This is a genomic window from Mesorhizobium sp. LNHC252B00, from assembly GCF_000502955.1.
Lineage (GTDB): Bacteria > Pseudomonadota > Alphaproteobacteria > Rhizobiales > Rhizobiaceae > Mesorhizobium.
In genome coordinates, this window is record NZ_AYWO01000008.1 from 160,583 (window position 1) to 178,054 (window position 17,472).

Here is a 17,472-nt window from a genome sequence, read left to right on the forward strand (position 1 = left end):
TTTGAAAAAACATAGTTATTTGTCGGCGGCGATGCGCACTTTGATCATCCGGTCAGGATCGGTGACCGTGCCATTGTCCGCTTCGTCGCCCTTCTTGATGTTGTCCACCAGCTCCATGCCGCTGACGACATTGCCGACGATGGTGTACTGGCCATCAAGTGGCGGCGCCGGTGCGAACATGATGAAGAACTGCGAATTGGCGGAGTTGGGGTCCTGCGAGCGGGCCATGCCGACCACGCCGCGTTTGAAGCGTTCGGTCTGCGAGAATTCAGCCGGCAGATCGGCCAGATCGGAACCGCCGGTGCCGACGGCCTCGGCGCTGAAACCCTTCGTCATGTTGCCGAACTTGACGTCGCCGGTCTGCGCCATGAAACCATCGATGACGCGGTGGAAGGCGACGTTGTCATAGGCGCCCTGGCGCACCAGCGTCTTGATTTGGGCAACGTTCTTGGGTGCGAGGTCGGGCCGAAGAGCAACGGTCACATCGCCGTCCTTCAGCGTGATGATCATGGTGTTTTCCGGGTCGGCGGCGAAAGCCGAGACCGATGCGGTCACGAGGCCGGCAAACACGACGAGGAACGAGGCGAGCTTCTTCAGCTGCATGGTTTTCTCCGAGAAACTTATTTTGCGAATTTGGCGGTGAGCGCACCGGCAACCGCCGCCGGCACGAAGGGGCGAATGTCGCCTCCCATCGAGGCAATCTGGCGGACAAGTGTGGCGGTAATGGTGCGCACGGAGGGGCTGGCGGGCAGAAAAACCGTCTGCAGTTGAGGCGCCATGGTCTCGTTCATGCCGGCCATCTGCATCTCGTAGTCGAGGTCGGTACCGTCGCGAAGGCCGCGGATCATGATCGACGCGCCCTGCTTCCTGGCAGCGTCGATGACCAGACCGTCGAAGGCGACGACCTTGATGCGGGTGCTGTCGCGGCCGAATTCCGCTTTCGTCGCCGTCTCGATCAGCTTCACCCGTTCCTCGAAGGAAAACAGCGGCTGCTTGCCCGGATGAATGCCGATCGCCGCATAAACGACATCGGCCACGGCCAGCGACGCCTTCAGCACGTCGAGATGGCCATTGGTCAGCGGGTCGAAAGAGCCGGCATAGAGGGCGATGCGTTCAGTCATGGCTGGTGCTTCTAATGCATGATCCCAAAAAGTGGAAACCGGTTTTTGGAAAAGATCATGCTCAAATGAAAGCTAGAGCCTGTTCCATCTTCCGTCCATCAAGATGGAACAGGCTCTAGCGAGCCTCTCTCGCAAAGGCAAATCCGATTGGCGCGCCGGCCGTGAACCTTTTCCGGCACATGGACGACAGATGAACACGCTGATCACGGAGCCTTCACGCAGCGTTCACTAGGTTGCGCCTTAATAAGATGAAACCAAAATCCCACCTATCCGTTGTAAGGCGCAGGAGAACACGCACATGCTGATCTACATGCTCGCCATCGCAATGACCGTCGCCATGCTGATCGCCACCCTACTTGGGCTGCATCATGAGGCACAACGCGTCCGCGTCAAGGCTAACACCAAACGCTTCGAAGGCTTCGGCCCCCGCAAGCCGTATCGTCACCACTAAGTCGGTCCAGACTTGCTGCCACGCCGGCCGATGGGCCGGCGTTGCTATGTCAAAATCGAACTCTGGATGCCGTGCTTACTCCGCACCTTCGGGACCGGCATCAGGCGCAGGAGTGGCCTCGGTACCGACTTCAACGATCTCTTCCTCGTCCGATTGCGGCTCAGAGATCCGCTCGACCGAAACCACCCTTTCACCTTCGGCCGTATTGAAGATGGTCACGCCCTTGGTGGCGCGGCTGGCGAAACGGATGCCGTTGACCGGCACCCGGATGACGGTGCCGCCGTCTGATACCAGCATGATCTGATCGTCATTGCCGACCGGGAAGGTCGCCACCAGCCGGCCGATCTCGGCTACCTTGGAAACATCGGTGGCGCGAATGCCCTTGCCGCCGCGTCCGGTCAGCCGGAAATCGTAGGACGAAGAGCGCTTGCCGTAGCCATATTCCGTCACCGTCAGCACGTACTTCTCATGTGCCTTGAGGAATTCGTAGCGCTCGTCGGAAAGCTCGGTCTCCTCGCCGACCTCTTCGTTGGTCAGCGCGATCTCTTCCTCTTCGCCGGCAGCGATGCCGGCGGCAAGCCGCCGTTCGGCCGCCGCCCGCTTCAGATAGGCGGCGCGCTCGGCTGGCGGCGCATCGACGTTCTCGATCACCGCCATGGAAATCACCCTGTCGGTTTTAGCCATCGCGATACCACGCACGCCGACCGAATTGCGGCTCTGGAAGACGCGCACGTCGCCGACCGAGAAGCGGATGCACTGGCCGGAACTGGCGGTCAAAAGCACGTCGTCATTGTCGGTGCAGGTCTCGACGCCGAGGATTTCGTCGCCCTCCTCCTCCAGCTTCATGGCGATCTTGCCGTTGCGGTTGACCTGGACGAAGTCGGAAAGCTTGTTGCGGCGCACAGTGCCGCGCGTGGTGGCGAACATCACGTCGAGCTCACCCCAGCTGGTCTCGTCCTCGGGCAGCGGCATGATGGTTGTGATGCGTTCCCCCTGCTCCAGGGGCAGCATGTTGATCAGCGCCTTGCCACGCGACTGCGGGTTGCCGATCGGCAGCCGCCAGACTTTTTCCTTGTAGACGATGCCGCGCGAGGAGAAGAACAGCACTGGCGTATGGGTGTTGGCGACGAACAGCCGGGTGACGAAATCCTCTTCCTTGGTCGACATGCCGGAGCGGCCCTTGCCGCCGCGGCGTTGAGCCCGGTAGAGCGACAGCGGCACGCGCTTGATATAGCCGGAATGGCTCACCGTCACGACCATGTCCTCACGCTGGATCAGGTCCTCGTCTTCCATGTCCGAACCGCCTTCGGAGAGCTCGGTGCGCCGCGGCGTGCCGAACTCGTCGCGCACGGCGGCAAGCTCGTCCTTGACGATCTGCTGGACACGCGCTCGGGAAGACAAAATGTCCAGATAATCAATGATTTCGGCGCCGATCGTGTTCAACTCGTCGGCGATTTCGTCGCGGCCGAGCGCCGTCAGGCGCTGCAAGCGCAGTTCGAGGATGGCGCGCGCCTGCTCCTCGGACAAATTATAAGTGCCGTCTTCGTTGATGCGATGGCGCGGATCGTCGATCAGGAGGATCAGCGATTCGACGTCGCCGGACGGCCAGCGCCGTTCCATCAACTGCTCGCGCGCCGTCTGCGGATCCGGCGCGGTGCGGATCAGCTTGATGACCTCGTCGATGTTGGCGACGGCGATGGCGAGACCGACCAGCACATGGGCGCGGTCGCGCGCCTTGCGCAGCAGGAATTTCGTCCGCCTTGTGATCACCTCCTCGCGGAAGGCGACGAACGCCTTCAGCATATCGGTCAGGTTCATCACTTCCGGCTTGCCGCCGTTCAGCGCCACCATATTGGCGCCGAAGGAGGTCTGCAGCGGCGTGAAGCGATAGAGCTGGTTGAGGATGACGTCGGCAACGGCGTCGCGCTTCAGCTCAATGACGACCCGGTAGCCCTGGCGGTCGCTCTCGTCGCGAATGTCGGAAATGCCTTCGATGCGCTTGTCGCGCACCAGTTCGGCCATCTTCTCGATCATCGACGACTTGTTCACCTGGTAGGGAACTTCGGTGATGATGATCGACTCGCGGTCATTGCCGCGCTGTTCGATGTTGACCTTGCCACGCATGACGATTGAGCCGCGGCCGGTCGCATAAGCGCTGTAGATGCCGGAACGGCCAAGCACGATGCCGCCGGTCGGGAAATCCGGTCCCGGAATGATCTCCATCAGCGCCGGCAGATCGATCGCCGGATTGTCGATGATGGCAATCGCGCCGTTGCAGACCTCGCCGAGGTTGTGCGGCGGGATGTTGGTCGCCATGCCGACGGCTATGCCGCCCGAGCCGTTGACGAGAAGATTGGGAAACCGTGCAGGCAGAACCTTCGGTTCGCTGCCCGACGCATCGTACGTGTCCTGGAAATCGACGGTGTCCTTGTCGATATCCTCCAAGAGCTCGTGCGCAACCTTGGTCAGCCGCGCTTCCGTGTAGCGCATCGCCGCCGGCGGATCGCCGTCGATGGAGCCGAAATTGCCCTGTCCGTCGATCAGCGGCACGCGCAACGACCAGTCCTGCGCCATGCGCACCAAGGCGTCGTAGATGGAAGCGTCGCCATGCGGATGGTATTTACCCATCACGTCGGCGACGGGACGCGCCGACTTCACATATTTGCGGTTCCAGTGGTAGCCGCTCTCATGGGCGGCGAAGAGAATGCGGCGATGCACCGGCTTCAGGCCGTCGCGCACGTCGGGCAGCGCACGGCTGACGATCACGCTCATGGCGTAATCGAGATAGGAGCGCTGCATCTCCTCGACGATGGATATCGGCTCGATGCCGGTGGGGCCGCCGTCGGCGCCGCGCGGTGTCTTCTGGTCGGTCAAATCGGATCACAATCTAATCAGGAATCACTCGGTGCTTATATAGGAAGCAAGGCCGAAACTCCAACATGTCAGGCACTTTTCCAGTGTCATTTTTGGTGGTAATTTCAAAAGGATACCACTGATTGCGACGATATGGCCAAGGCGGTTTCTCCACCACCGAGGCAAAAGCCCGCAATCGACCGTTTTCCCTGAGCGAAAGCCACGAGCGCGATGAATTGGACCCGTGGCTGCCTTTGCGAGCACTGAGCGGGTGGGCGCGGATTTCACGAGACCGGAGCGACCCGGATGTCGCGAAATGCACCACGGCAGGCGCGATACTGACCGGGCGTTTCGCCCATGATACGCCGAAACCGGCGGTTGAACGTCGACAGATCGTTGAAGCCGGCCTCGAAGGCGATCGCCGAGACCGCATCATCCGACATGCGCAGCCGCATCGCTGCTCTGTGCAGCCGGGTCTTGAGCAGGAACTGATAGGGCGTCATGCCCGCGACCTGCCGGAAGACACGCAGGAAATGATAGGGGCTGGTCGCGGTCTCATCGGCAAGCGCTGCAAGCGAGACCGGCCCGTCGGCATCGAGTTCGATCCGCCGCACCGCCTCGGCAACCCGTTTCTGATCGCGGCGACTTGGCGTGCGCCTGACAGGCGTCGGCCCATAGACTTTTGCCACGGCGGCACCGGCAATGCGCAGCCCGAGTTCCTCGAAGGCGTCGATGTCGGCCATCTCGCGTGCGGTTTCCGCCTCGGCGAGCAAGGGCGCCAAGATCGGCAAAGGTGGCAGGCGGGGCGCCTCGAAGGCCAGCTTCCTGGCGCCCGGCACGCCGGCCACGATCCGTTCCATATAGACCGGTCCGAAATGGAACGAGAGGCAACGATCGCCGCTGCCGAGCTCGTGCCCGCATTCGTAGCACGTGCCGGGATTGCCGAGCAGGAGCGCGCCGGGCGCCAGCATCGCCGTGCCTTGTTGGGCGCGATAGCGAAACGTGCCGCTGGTGACCGCGGCGACACAGAAATCCCGATGTGCTTCCTCGAACGGCCTATCACCAGCGCTGGCCGTGCAAATCACATCCGATACCTGCCAGCTAGGTCCGGATGCGAGTGAGCGTGTGGTCGCTGTCATGACCGAAATATAGCAATTTTTCCCAAGCCCAGAACCCCGTCACCGCCTACTCCTGCGGTCTCCTGACAAGAAGAGACCGGAGCCATGTTCGACCAATCCTCGTTTGCCGAAGCCTTGCACAGTCCCGGACCAGCAGAAGGGCTTGCCGAAAAACTGAACCTTTACGGCCGCTTCGTCGGCGCCTGGATGTTCGATGCCTCGCGCCATCTTGATGACGGCACGGTGCTGACCGGGCGCGGCGAGGTGCACTTCGGCTGGGTCCTGGAAGGCCGCGCGATTCAGGATGTCTGGATCCTGCCCGCGCGTGATGCCGGTCCCTCGCCGTCGCTCGGCAAATGGACGTTCTATGGCACGACGTTGCGCCTGTACGACCCGACTGCCGACGCCTGGCACATTTTCTGGAGCGACCCGCGCAACCAGTATTATAGCCGCCAGCTCGGCCACGCCGAGGGCGATACGATCGTGCAAGTGGGCGATGATGGCACCGGATCCTCTGTGCGCTGGAGCTTTTCGCGGATCACCGAAGACAGCTTCCGCTGGCTTGGCGAGCGCTCGCACGACAATGGCGCGACATGGCGGCTGGAAGTCGAGTTCCTGGCGCACCGAATGGAATGAAAGCGTCGCGATCGTTCACGCCCCCTCTGTCCCGCCGGCATCGAAGTTCTTGATACGCGAACGACCTTTTCGCTGACGGTTCCCACCGACCGGGCTTTGCTCTACCACTGTCATGGTGCGGGCATGGCCCGGCGGGAGGGGTCAGAAATGCCGAATTTCGACAGTCTGTTCAACGCCTTCGTGACCATTCTCGTGACCATCGATCCGCCTGGACTGGCACCGCTGTTCCTCGCCGTGACACGCGGCATGAACCGCGAGGAGCGCCAGCAGGTTTCCGTCCGCGCCTCGATCATCGGCTTCTTGGTGATGGCGCTGTTTGCGGTTGCCGGCGCCTCCATCCTGTCGGTGTTCGGCATCACGCTGCCGGCCTTCCGGGTCGCCGGCGGTTTTCTGCTGTTCTTCATCGCTTTCGAAATGGTGTTCGAGCGACGGCAGGACCGCAAGGAGAAGATCGGCGACGTCGCCATCACCAAGGACATGATCCACAACATCGCCGCCTTCCCGCTGGCGATCCCGTTGATCGCCGGCCCAGGCGCGATTTCAGCGACCGTGCTGCTCTCCGGTTCCTTTCAGGGATTTGCCGCGCAGGCTGCCCTGGTCGGCATAATCTTCGTCTGCCTCGCCATCACCTACCTTGTGTTCGTGCTGTCGGAGCGCATCGACCGCATCCTCGGCCAGACCGGGCGTTCGATCCTCACCCGCCTGCTTGGCGTCATCCTGGCGGCGCTTGCCGTCCAGTTCGTCGCCGACGGCATCAAGGCGTTGATGGCTGGCTGAGCGGCGTCCCTGCTTCCCTACTGCCTACTCACGCCCGTATCGATCACTTCGAAGTCGTGTGTGATCGTAGCGGTCTTGGCCAACATAGCGGAGGCCGAGCAGTATTTCTCGATCGAAAGATCGATCGCCCGCTTGACCTTGTCGGTGGAAAGAGCCCGACCCTTGACCACGAAATGCATATGGATGCGGGTGAAAACCCTGGGCTCGGTTTCGGCTCGGTCGGCGTCAAGTTCCACGATGCAATCCTCGACCGCTTCCCGGCCCTTCTCGAGAATATGGACGACATCATAGGCCGAACAGCCGCCGGTCCCGATCAGCACCAGTTCCATCGGGCTCGGGCCCGGCGTCCTGCCTTCCGGCCCGGGCGCGGTTCCGAGTACGACCTTGTGGCCGCTACCGGACTCGCCGACGAAGGTACGCTCCTCGACCCATTTTACGCGTGCTTTCACCTGACATTTCCTTCCACTCGAGTTCGTCCGCCTCAAGAATTAAATCGGATCACGGGCCGGCTCGCGCGACGCCAAAGACGACGTCGTGCATGACCCTGCCCGGCAACTGGGTGAAGATGCCGGCGCCAATCAACGCGAAGACGTAAAGCGAAATCATGACCTTGCGATGCTTGGCGACGCGCTGATTATGGCACGGCCAGCGGCACGGTGACCAGCACCAGGATCGACAGGAAATGGATAGGACCGAAAGGGCCGATGAGGCGGATCTGATGAATCCAGAAACTCGAGACCGCGATGACCAGCATCAGCGCGGCCCAGACATAGCCCGCGATGCGGTGGCGCGGGGTTCCCTTCGGCAGCATCAGCTGCGTGGCCCCTATCGCCAATGCGGCGAAGGCCGCAAAGGCATGCCAGGGTATAGGAGATGGCGCGGCAAGCAGCGGGTCCAGCGACATTGCCTCTCTCCGTTGGTTGCTCTCTTTACGATCGATTTGTCGTCAGAACGGGATTTCGTCATCCAGTTCGCGCGACGAACCGCCACCGCCGCCGCTCTTGGCACCGCCGCCGCCGCGATTGAAGCCTTCGCTCGGGCTGGACTGGCCGAAATCGGAACCACGGCTGCTGCCACCACCGGCATAGCCGCTGACCTGTCCGCCCTCACCCTGCCCGCGTGCGTCGAGCATCTGCAGCTCACCACGGAACTTCTGTAGCACGACTTCCGTCGTGTACTTGTCGGCGCCGGTCTGGTCCTGCCATTTGCGCGTCTGCAGCTGGCCCTCGACGTAAACCTTCATGCCCTTCTTCAGATACTGCTCCGCCACCTTGGCGATGCCCTCATTGAAGATGACGACGTTGTGCCACTCGGTTTTTTCCTTGCGCTCGCCGGAATTCTTGTCGCGCCAGCTTTCCGACGTCGCGATGCGGATGTTGACGACCGGTTCGCCAGAATTCAGCCGGCGGATTTCAGGGTCAGCACCGAGATTGCCGACCAGAATGACCTTATTGACGCTACCCGCCATGATATTTCTCCGCTCATCCGAAACCAATTTTTGTCGCAGCACCTTACAGGCTGCCGACGTCAGCCGCCTGCTAAGGCTGGCTTTTCCCACAACGTTTTTGTTCTCTTTTCGTTCTATGGTACGTACGACGTTCTGTCAATGTTTGTCAGCAAGACGTAATGTCCCGGTCCGAGATTTTCCACGAAATCGGGAATGGATCGGGACGATCAAATGAAATTCGTGGCACATGAGGACCAGCAGCGCGAGCAATGGCGAGCAGGTGTGGAATCGCGTATGCATGTCTCAGCCAGCAACGGTGCATCGCAACTTTGCATATCCGAACAATGGGTCGAACCCACGGTCGGTGCCCCAACGCACTGGCATCCCGTGGAGGAAGTGCTGACCGTCATCGCCGGCAGGGCCGAGATGTGGATCGACGATGAGCACCGCGTCCTGACACCGGGCCAGTCTTTGGTTGTTCCCGCAAACAGGAAACATGGGTTCAAGAACGTCGGCACCGGAACGCTTCATATTCACGCCGTGCTCGCATCGCCGATCTTCGAGGCGACGTTTGATGGGCCTGTTGGGGCAGTGAGGCGCTGGCTTCCGGCAGTCTCGTGAAAACAGCACTTGCCAAATCAATAAGTGTAGACTTATGCTTTGGCCATGATCGAAGCAGAGATTTTCCGGGCCCTGGCCGACCCGACGCGCCGAGCCGTCTTTGAGCGGCTCGCCTCTGGCGAAATGACGGTATCGGAATTGCGCACCGGCATGACGGTGTCGCAACCGGCGGTATCGCAGCATCTGGCGGTGCTGCGCGGCGCCGGCCTGGTGGTCGAGCGCCGCGCCGGCCGCAACGCCTATTACCGCGCCGACCCGCAAGGGCTCGCCCCCTTGCTCTCCTGGATCGAACGCTACCGGACCTTCTGGCCGGAACGCATCGAAAGACTGAAGGCGGTTTTGAAGGACATGGACCAATGAAAAACGTTCGATCGATGAAGGCCGATAGCCATCGCGAGATCTCTCCCGATGCGATCGAATTCGAGTATGACCTTGCCGAGCCGCCGGAAAAGGTATGGCGGGCTCTGACCGTGCCGGAGTTGCTCGCCGCCTGGATGATGCCGAACGACATCAGGCCGCAGACCGGCAATCGTTTTGCCTTCGCCGGGCCGGACGCAGCGATCGAATGCGATATTCTCGACGCCGAGCCGGAGAAGCTGCTGCGCTATTCCTGGCGGGAGCAGCCAGGCGACGCCGCGCGACAGGATAGCCTCGACAGCGCATTGGACAGCATTGTCACCTTCACACTTGCCCCTACAGTTTCCGGCGGCACCCATCTGCGCATTGTCCATGACGGCTTCGCCCGCAAGGCAATGCCCGCGGTCGCCATGGCGGGCGCCAACTGCCGGCTTTCACTCGACGCAACCGATTCACGCAAGCCAATCGCCGCAAACACGCCTCGCCTCTTGTTGCGTGCAGCCTGAACAGGACAATGGAGAGAAGATCATGAGCGGTGTTGCCAGTCTGGTGCCGATGGTCATCGAGCAATCGAGCCGCGGCGAACGCGCCTTCGACATCTTTTCGCGGCTGTTGCGCGAACGCATTGTCTTCATCAATGGCGAGATCAACGACGACATCTCTGCGCTGGTCTGCGCACAGTTGCTGTCGCTGGAATCGGACAATCCCGACAAGGAGATCTCGCTCTATATCAACTCGCCGGGCGGCGTGGTGACCAGCGGCTTCGCCATCTACGACACGATGCAATACATCAGTTGCCCGGTCTCGACCGTGTGCATGGGCTTTGCCGCCTCGATGGCCTCGTTCCTGCTGATGGCAGGAACGGCCGGGCGTCGTATCTCACTGCCGAACGCCACCATCCTGCTGCATCAGCCGCTTGGCGGCTTCCAGGGTCAGGCCTCCGACATCCAGCGCCATGCCGAGCGCATCGTCCAGACGAAACGGCACATGGCCGAACTCTATGCGCAGCATTGCGGCCGCACCTATGAAGAGGTCGAACGCACGCTGGACCGCGACCACTTCATGACCGCCCGCGAGGCCCGGGCCTGGGGCATCGTCGACCATGTCTTCGACACGCGAAAAAAGGCGGCATAAAAGTGGGCCGGATCGCATTCCCGCCGGCGCTCAAGTTGTCGCCCAAAGTGGCCCGGTTTTGGGAGAATGACATGCATAAAGACAAAGGGCTAAAACGCGTCGCCTGAATCCGTTCTCGAAACACGACACGCTTTGGAAGATTGACGATGTCGGTCTGGTCCCGTCGACGGCATGCCACTATCATCCTGGGATGATCGACACTCATCCGCCCAGAACATTGCACCGTGTGATCGCCATTGTAGCGCTCGCGTGTCTCTCGAGCGGGTCGGCGTTCGCAGACGATAGTTCGGCGCAGGGGCAAAAAAGGGCCCTGCCCGGCGTGGCCGGCGATTATCGCATCGCCAAACCGGCTCCCGAGCCCGAACCCGACGACGCATTTCCCGGCAACGGCAACGGCCAGTTCAAGATCGGTGACACGGATGTCAGGATTTCAGGCAGCATCACCGTCGATGTCGGAGCCGGCTCAATCCGGCAGCCGCGCCACTGATAGTGGTGCCGGCGTGCCGCGCAGGCATATCGCCAACAAGACAATCCGCACATAAATGGCCCCGCCGTGCTTTGCGCAAACGGACGGGGCCTTTTTGGATCTCAAATCCAACTTCTACCGGGGGCGTACTGCCGGCATTTGATTTCGGATGCAACGCGGCGTCAGCCGACGATCCGACTGCAGTCTCTGATTTTTACGGAGTATGGCAGGTCACGGTTTGTCGGGTGGCGAAAACGCTAGACCCTGGCACTTATGCCTGCCGCGGCTCCAGTAACAACTGGAACCCTGGGGGACGATCCGGTGGCGTCATAGCTCCGCTCCTATGTCCATTCCAACGTTTTCGTCTCGAAGCACAAATCGCTAATGCCTGCGGCGTCTCGCAGGCCGCCTCCGGGCGGCGAGACCATCGAAAGACGGCCGGCTTCGTTGACTGCCAGACTCTGCCCCCGTGTGTCGGGGACGTCAACCGGCAATAGACAGATACCGAAAAATGTGATCGCCCGGAGATTACGTACAGGTCAGTTTTTGAACAGCTTTGTCAGGAGCGTGTTCGGTCTTTGTTCTTTCCGCTTGCCCGTTTACGCGAAAGACGGTTAAACGCTTTTGTTGGGAATTGTGGCGTCTCTCGACGCGGCGGCAAAACTACCTACATAGGGGATGGCTGGGAAACTCGCCATTCCAGGAAATTCCAGATTCTGAGGCGGCGACCGGCGATGGCCGACCATAAATATCTTTCCATTCGCGGGGCGCGCGAACACAATCTGAAGAATGTCGATCTCGACCTGCCGCGTGACAGCCTGATTGTCATGACCGGCCTGTCGGGTTCCGGCAAATCCTCGCTTGCTTTCGACACCATCTATGCCGAAGGGCAGCGCCGCTATGTCGAGAGCCTGTCGGCCTATGCCCGGCAATTCCTCGAAATGATGCAGAAGCCGGACGTCGACCAGATCGACGGCCTGTCGCCTGCCATCTCGATCGAGCAGAAGACCACCTCGAAGAACCCGCGTTCGACGGTCGGTACCGTCACCGAGATCTACGACTACATGCGCCTGTTGTTTGCGCGCGTCGGCATCCCCTATTCGCCGGCCACCGGCCTGCCGATCGAGAGCCAGACGGTTTCGCAGATGGTCGACCGCGTGCTGGCGGTCGAGGAAGGCACCCGCCTGTTCATCCTGGCGCCGATGGTGCGCGGCCGCAAAGGCGAATACCGCAAGGAATTGCTGGAGTTGCAGAAGAAGGGCTTTCAGCGCGTCAAGGTCGACGGCGTCTTCTATGAAATCGCCGACGTGCCGGCACTGGACAAGAAGTACAAGCATGACCTCGACGTCGTCGTCGACCGCATCGTCGTGCGCGGCGATCTGGCGACACGGCTCGCCGACTCCATCGAAACCGCTTTGAAGCTGGCCGATGGGTTGGCTGTCGCCGAATTCGCCGACAAGCCGCTCGACGCCAGCCAGACCGGCGAGGATTCGGTCAACAAGTCGAAGAACGAGACGCATGAGCGCATCCTGTTCTCGGAAAAATTTGCTTGTCCCGTGTCCGGCTTCACCATCCCGGAAATCGAACCGCGCCTGTTCTCGTTCAACAATCCGTTCGGCGCCTGCCCGACCTGCGACGGTCTCGGTAGCCAGCGCGCCATCGACGGCAATTTGATTGTGCCGGACGAAAACATCTCGCTGCGCGACGGCGCCGTCAGCCCATGGGCGAAGTCGACCTCGCCCTATTACGCGCAGACGCTGGAAGCGCTCGGCAAGGCCTATGGCTTCAAGCTCGGCGACAAGTTCAAAGACCTGACCGAAGAGGCAAAGGAAGCCATCCTGCGCGGCACCGGCGAGCGCGAGATCACCTTCCAGTACGACGACGGTCTGCGCTCCTACAAGAGATCGGAAGAGCACACGTCNCTCGCTGAACGACAAGCAGAACGAGATCGCGGTGCGTGTGCTCAAGGAAATCCGCGAGCGGCTGCGTTTCCTCAACGATGTCGGGCTCGACTATCTGACCCTGTCGCGCAATTCCGGCACGCTGTCGGGCGGCGAGAGCCAGCGCATCCGGCTGGCGTCGCAGATCGGCTCCGGCCTCACCGGCGTGCTTTACGTGCTGGACGAGCCGTCGATCGGCCTGCATCAGCGCGACAATGCCCGCCTGCTCGATACGCTCAAGCACCTGCGCGACATCGGCAACACGGTGATCGTCGTCGAGCATGACGAGGACGCCATCCTGCATGCCGACTACGTCGTCGATATGGGCCCGGCCGCCGGCATCCATGGCGGCGAGATCATCGCCCAGGGCACGCCGCAGCAAGTCATGGCCAACCCCAATTCGATCACCGGCAAATATCTGTCGGGCGCGCTCGAAGTGGCGACGCCTGGCGTGCGCCGCGAAGCGAAGAAGAACCGGCGCCTCAAGATCGTGGGCGCTCGCGGCAACAATCTGAAGAACGTCACCGCCGAAATCCCGCTCGGCACGTTCACCGCCGTCACCGGCGTCTCGGGCGGCGGCAAGTCGACCTTCCTGATCGAGACGCTGTTCAAGGCCGCCTCGCGCCGCATCATGGGCTCGCGCGAACACCCGGCCGATCATGACCGCATTGAGGGCCTGGAATTCCTCGACAAGGTCATCGACATCGACCAGTCGCCCATTGGCAGGACCCCGCGCAGCAATCCGGCCACCTACACCGGCGCCTTCACACCGATCCGCGACTGGTTCGCCGGCCTTCCAGAAGCCAAGGCGCGCGGCTATCAGCCGGGACGCTTCTCGTTCAACGTCAAGGGCGGGCGCTGCGAAGCCTGCCAGGGCGACGGCGTCATCAAGATCGAGATGCACTTCCTGCCCGACGTCTACGTCACCTGCGACGTCTGCCACGGCAAGCGCTACAACAGAGAGACGCTCGATGTCCTGTTCAAGGGCAAGTCGATCGCCGACGTGCTTGACATGACCGTCGAGGAAGGCGTCGATTTCTTCGCCGCGGTGCCGGGCGTGCGCGACAAGCTCGATACGTTGAAGCAGGTCGGCCTCGGCTATATCCATATCGGCCAGCAGGCGACGACGCTGTCCGGCGGCGAGGCGCAGCGAATCAAGCTCGCCAAGGAACTGTCGCGCAAGGCGACAGGCAAGACGCTCTACATCCTTGACGAACCGACCACCGGCCTGCACTTCCACGACGTCGCCAAACTGTTGGAAGTGCTGCACGAACTGGTCGACCAGGGCAACACGGTGGTCGTCATCGAGCACAATCTCGAGGTGATCAAGACCGCCGACTGGGTGCTCGACCTCGGCCCCGAAGGTGGCGATGGCGGCGGCGAACTGGTCGCCTCCGGCACGCCGGAAGCAATCGTGCGCGAGAAGCGCAGCTACACCGGCCAGTTCCTCAAGGAGCTGCTGGAGCGACGCCCCGGAGGCAAGCGCGAAGCCGCGGAGTGATGATCGGACCGGCGGCACCTGGGGGAGCTTTTGAATGACAATCAGAAGGGCTCGGGCCGGTAATCTCCAGACAGTCGTCTCGCTGACGGAAGCAGCCTATGCCCCCTACACCGCCTTGTTCGGCGCGCCGCCGATCCCGGTCACCGAGGACTACGCTCCGCGCATCGAGCGCGGCGAGGTCTGGCTGCTGGAGAGCGGCGGCGAGTTTGCCGGAGTGCTCACGCTGGAGTGGCATGACGATCACGCGATGATCTTTTCCGTCGCCGTGGCCCCGGCCTTCCAAGGCAAGGGCCTCGGCGTCGCCCTGCTCAAACACGCCGACGAACAGACGCGCCTCTGGGGCTTGCCCGAGGTGCGGCTCTACACCAACGCCAGGATGGAGCGGAACATCGCGCTCTATCTGGCCTATGGTTTCCATGAAACGGGTCGCAGGCCCAATCCCTATCGGCCAGGCTGGGTGCTCGTCGACATGGCAAAGCCAGTCGATGAAGCGGCCTGATTTTTCTTCACTGGCCAGATTTCTTCACTGGGAGGATGACAATGAGCACATCGGGAACAATCCGCGCCGGCATGGGCGGCTGGACTTTCGAGCCCTGGGATACGTCCTTTTATCCCGACAAGCTTTCCAAGGCCAAGCAGCTGAACTACGCCAGCCGGCAGGTGCCGACCATCGAGGTCAATGGCACCTACTATTCCAGCTTCAAGGAACCGACCTTCGTGAAATGGGCCAGCGAGGCGCCCGACGGTTTCGTCTATGCGCTGAAGGGCAATCGCTTCGTCACCAACCGCCGCGTGCTCGGCGAGGCCGGCGAATCGATAATGCGCTTCCTCGGCTCAGGCGTGACCGCGCTCGGTGAAAAGCTTGGGCCGATCCTGTGGCAGTTCGCGCCGACCAAGAAATTCGATCCGGATGACTTCGAAGCCTTCCTGAAACTGCTGCCGGAAAAACAGGATGGCGTCGCGCTGCGCCACGCGCTTGAAGTACGCAACGATAGCTTCATCGTGCCGGAATTCGTGGCGCTGGCGCGCAGACACAAGGCGGCGATCGTTTATGCCGATCATGCCAAGTATCCCGACATCGCCGACGTTACAGCCGATTTCGTCTATGCACGGCTGCAGACCGGCAGCGACGACAATCCCGATTGCTACACGCCGAAGGGTCTCGATGAATGGGCCGCGCGGGCAAAGACCTGGGCGGAGGGCAAGCAGCCGGCCGACCTTCGCCGTGCCGATCCCGGTACCGATGCACCAGTCCAGCCGCGCGACGTGTTCGTCTACTTCATCACCGAGGGCAAAGTGCGCGCGCCGTTCGGCGCCATGGCATTGATGAAGCGAGTGAATTAGAGCGGCGGATCTCCAGCCGGCACCTTAGATTGTTGTTGGAACCTGCCCGGCGCATTGATCGTTCTATCCTGGCAGATGGCGACGCGTGCGACATCGCGAACGCTTAGGCAACGATCCCGCAAGTTCCTGCATCGGATGCAGGGACTTGAAAAAGGGCAACGACAAATGGCTATCATCCTCCTCGGTGCATTGCTTACTGTCGCTGGCGTTGTGTACATGGCAGGCGCCGTCCTTTGGCGCGGGAGGCTTAGCGATCCTGCGCCTGTCGTTCCGGATCGCCCGATGCCACACCTCGCAACACCAGGACCGACGCTCGAGCCACGCCGGCGGGGGCTCAGTTTCCTCGGCCTGTCGCAGAATTGGCCAGGCCTGTTGATGATGGGCATTGGCCTGGCGCTGCTGTTGTTGTCGGCGCTCTTCTGATACTCTGCGGAATCTCGACATCTTCACTGATATCGTAACCTTATCGATACTTCCTTGCTGCATGAATCCAGTTGGGCGCAGAGTTGCTCCAGCGCGGGCAAGGAAGAGGGCATGTCACTCGACTACAACTCACTGCTGCTCGCTGTCGGCTTTTCCGCCGCCTGCCTCAGCCTGACGTTGTTCGGCATCTGGCTTACAGCGCGTTCGGAGAAATTCTTGCTGACCTGGGCGGCCAGCGTGCTGCTGGTTGTCGGCGACGTCTTCACCTACAAAGCCTATATCGACAAGCCCGGACCGATGCTCGGCGTCGCCTCGTTTACGCTGCTGCTGCTCGGCTTCTCGACCATGCTCGGCGCCGCCCACCAGTTCACCACGGGCCGCTCTCCGCTGCCGCGCATCGCGCTCGGCGCCAACATCTCGCTGGCCGTAGCCCTGCCGCCGATGGTGCTCGGCTATGACGGACTGGGATTCATGCTGGAGAATTTCTTTGCCGCGCTGCTGCTCTTCGCCACCGCTCTCGAATACTGGAAGGGCCGTGCCGAATCCCCTGCCCCGATCATCGGGGTCACCGCGCTCTATTCGATCACCGCCGTATCCTTCGTGCTGTGCGCCATGGTTCTGGCATCGGACGGCAAGCTTGTGCTCGGCCATGCGCCGAGCAACTGGGTCGAGGACCTCAGCCTGGTCATCGTCATCGCCTGCATGACCGGTATCGGCTCCCTTTCGCTGGCACTCAACCAGGGGCGCCTGGCACAGTATCACCGCCGCAACGCGCTGACCGATCCGCTGACCGGCCTTCTCAATCGCCGAGCCCTTTTCGACATGCACGGCGATGCGCCCGTCGGCGCCTTCACGGCCGTGGTGGTGTTCGACCTCGACGGCTTCAAGGCCATCAACGACGAATTCGGCCATGCCGCCGGCGATGAAGTGCTGAGGGTGTTCGCCAGGGATCTCGCCGGCAATCTTCGCCCGGCCGATGTCGCTGCGCGCATGGGCGGCGAGGAATTCGCGCTGGTGCTGAAGCGGACCTTGCCCGAAACGGTGGAAGCCACCGCCGAAACCATCCGGGCAGCTTTCGCCGCGCGTCGTATAGAAACCGAGGCAGGCTCGCTGATATGCACGGTCAGTGCCGGATTTGCTTTCGGCACCAAAGAGGGCGTCAGCTTCGACAAGGTGCTCAGCGCCGCCGACAAGGCGCTCTACGCCGCTAAGCGCGGCGGCCGCAACCGCGTCACCGCCTCGGCATTACGGCGCGTGGGTTAGACCACGCGTATCGATGCCAT

Annotated in this window: 19 protein-coding genes and 1 pseudogene; 13 read left to right on the forward strand and 7 right to left on the reverse strand. The window is 61.7% G+C overall.

Annotated features, from left to right (window positions below; all coding sequences use genetic code 11):
- Positions 1-15 precede the first annotated feature (15 nt).
- On the reverse strand, positions 16-603 hold the full coding sequence (locus tag X744_RS156595; protein ID WP_023759317.1) for a peptidylprolyl isomerase: 588 nt from the start codon (positions 601-603) through the stop codon (positions 16-18).
- 17 nt (positions 604-620) lie between these two features.
- The gene (coaD, locus tag X744_RS156590; protein ID WP_023759318.1) at positions 621-1,121 is read right to left on the reverse strand and encodes a pantetheine-phosphate adenylyltransferase; all 501 of its coding nucleotides are present in this window, start codon (positions 1,119-1,121) and stop codon (positions 621-623) included.
- A 298-nt stretch (positions 1,122-1,419) separates the two neighbouring features.
- On the opposite strand from coaD, the gene X744_RS1000000172010 reads away from it, so the two are divergent.
- A complete protein-coding gene (locus X744_RS1000000172010) occupies positions 1,420-1,572 on the forward strand; it encodes a hypothetical protein (RefSeq protein ID WP_023759319.1) in 153 nt (50 codons plus the stop codon).
- A gap of 75 nt (positions 1,573-1,647) precedes the next feature.
- On the opposite strand, the gene gyrA is transcribed toward X744_RS1000000172010, so the two are convergent.
- The gene (gene gyrA / locus X744_RS156585; RefSeq protein ID WP_023759320.1) at positions 1,648-4,446 is read right to left on the reverse strand and encodes a DNA gyrase subunit A; all 2,799 of its coding nucleotides are present in this window, start codon (positions 4,444-4,446) and stop codon (positions 1,648-1,650) included.
- A 263-nt stretch (positions 4,447-4,709) separates the two neighbouring features.
- Positions 4,710-5,564 (reverse strand): AraC family transcriptional regulator, encoded by an 855-nt coding sequence (locus X744_RS156580; RefSeq protein WP_023759321.1) that lies wholly within the window; start codon positions 5,562-5,564, stop codon positions 4,710-4,712.
- An 84-nt stretch (positions 5,565-5,648) separates the two neighbouring features.
- On the opposite strand from X744_RS156580, the gene X744_RS156575 reads away from it, so the two are divergent.
- Together X744_RS156575 and X744_RS156570 are read left to right on the forward strand one after the other, a co-directional pair.
- Complete coding sequence (locus X744_RS156575) at positions 5,649-6,179, forward strand: hypothetical protein (protein WP_023759322.1); 531 nt, start codon at positions 5,649-5,651, stop codon at positions 6,177-6,179.
- Between the two features lie 147 nt (positions 6,180-6,326).
- Positions 6,327-6,956: a MarC family protein gene (locus X744_RS156570; protein ID WP_023759323.1), complete on the forward strand. Its 630-nt coding sequence runs from the start codon at positions 6,327-6,329 to the stop codon at positions 6,954-6,956.
- A 17-nt stretch (positions 6,957-6,973) separates the two neighbouring features.
- Here X744_RS156570 and X744_RS156565 read toward each other — a convergent pair whose 3' ends face one another.
- From X744_RS156565 to X744_RS156560, 3 genes are all read right to left on the reverse strand, one after another.
- A complete protein-coding gene (locus tag X744_RS156565) occupies positions 6,974-7,405 on the reverse strand; it encodes an OsmC family protein (RefSeq protein ID WP_023759324.1) in 432 nt (143 codons plus the stop codon).
- Between the two features lie 185 nt (positions 7,406-7,590).
- Complete coding sequence (locus X744_RS01000000169640) at positions 7,591-7,860, reverse strand: DUF2306 domain-containing protein (RefSeq protein WP_348626161.1); 270 nt, start codon at positions 7,858-7,860, stop codon at positions 7,591-7,593.
- A 42-nt stretch (positions 7,861-7,902) separates the two neighbouring features.
- Complete coding sequence (locus X744_RS156560; protein WP_023759325.1) at positions 7,903-8,424, reverse strand: single-stranded DNA-binding protein; 522 nt, start codon at positions 8,422-8,424, stop codon at positions 7,903-7,905.
- 210 nt (positions 8,425-8,634) lie between these two features.
- On the opposite strand from X744_RS156560, the gene X744_RS156555 reads away from it, so the two are divergent.
- The 10 genes and pseudogenes from X744_RS156555 to X744_RS156520 all read left to right on the forward strand — a co-directional run bounded on the left by X744_RS156555 (position 8,635) and on the right by X744_RS156520 (position 17,452).
- The gene (locus tag X744_RS156555) at positions 8,635-9,024 is read left to right on the forward strand and encodes a cupin domain-containing protein (RefSeq protein WP_023759326.1); all 390 of its coding nucleotides are present in this window, start codon (positions 8,635-8,637) and stop codon (positions 9,022-9,024) included.
- A gap of 45 nt (positions 9,025-9,069) precedes the next feature.
- A complete protein-coding gene (locus X744_RS156550) occupies positions 9,070-9,384 on the forward strand; it encodes a metalloregulator ArsR/SmtB family transcription factor (protein WP_023759327.1) in 315 nt (104 codons plus the stop codon).
- A complete protein-coding gene (locus X744_RS156545) occupies positions 9,381-9,887 on the forward strand; it encodes an SRPBCC domain-containing protein (protein WP_031260201.1) in 507 nt (168 codons plus the stop codon). Before X744_RS156550 ends, X744_RS156545 begins: the two co-directional genes overlap by 4 nt.
- 22 nt (positions 9,888-9,909) lie before the next feature.
- Positions 9,910-10,515, forward strand: a complete 606-nt coding sequence (locus X744_RS156540; protein ID WP_023759329.1) for an ATP-dependent Clp protease proteolytic subunit — start codon at positions 9,910-9,912, stop codon at positions 10,513-10,515.
- Between the two features lie 190 nt (positions 10,516-10,705).
- Positions 10,706-11,002, forward strand: a complete 297-nt coding sequence (locus X744_RS17270) for a hypothetical protein (RefSeq protein WP_023759330.1) — start codon at positions 10,706-10,708, stop codon at positions 11,000-11,002.
- Between the two features lie 713 nt (positions 11,003-11,715).
- A pseudogene (gene uvrA / locus X744_RS01000000169645) lies at positions 11,716-14,422 on the forward strand (excinuclease ABC subunit UvrA).
- Between the two features lie 34 nt (positions 14,423-14,456).
- Positions 14,457-14,921, forward strand: a complete 465-nt coding sequence (locus X744_RS156535; protein ID WP_023759331.1) for a GNAT family N-acetyltransferase — start codon at positions 14,457-14,459, stop codon at positions 14,919-14,921.
- A 41-nt stretch (positions 14,922-14,962) separates the two neighbouring features.
- On the forward strand, positions 14,963-15,766 hold the full coding sequence (locus X744_RS156530) for a DUF72 domain-containing protein (RefSeq protein WP_023759332.1): 804 nt from the start codon (positions 14,963-14,965) through the stop codon (positions 15,764-15,766).
- A gap of 282 nt (positions 15,767-16,048) precedes the next feature.
- Positions 16,049-16,189, forward strand: a complete 141-nt coding sequence (locus tag X744_RS1000000175110) for a hypothetical protein (protein WP_245266605.1) — start codon at positions 16,049-16,051, stop codon at positions 16,187-16,189.
- 111 nt (positions 16,190-16,300) lie between these two features.
- Positions 16,301-17,452 carry a GGDEF domain-containing protein gene (locus tag X744_RS156520; protein WP_023759334.1) on the forward strand — a complete coding sequence of 384 codons (1,152 nt, stop codon included), beginning with the start codon at positions 16,301-16,303 and terminating at the stop codon, positions 17,450-17,452.
- Positions 17,453-17,472 lie beyond the last annotated feature (20 nt).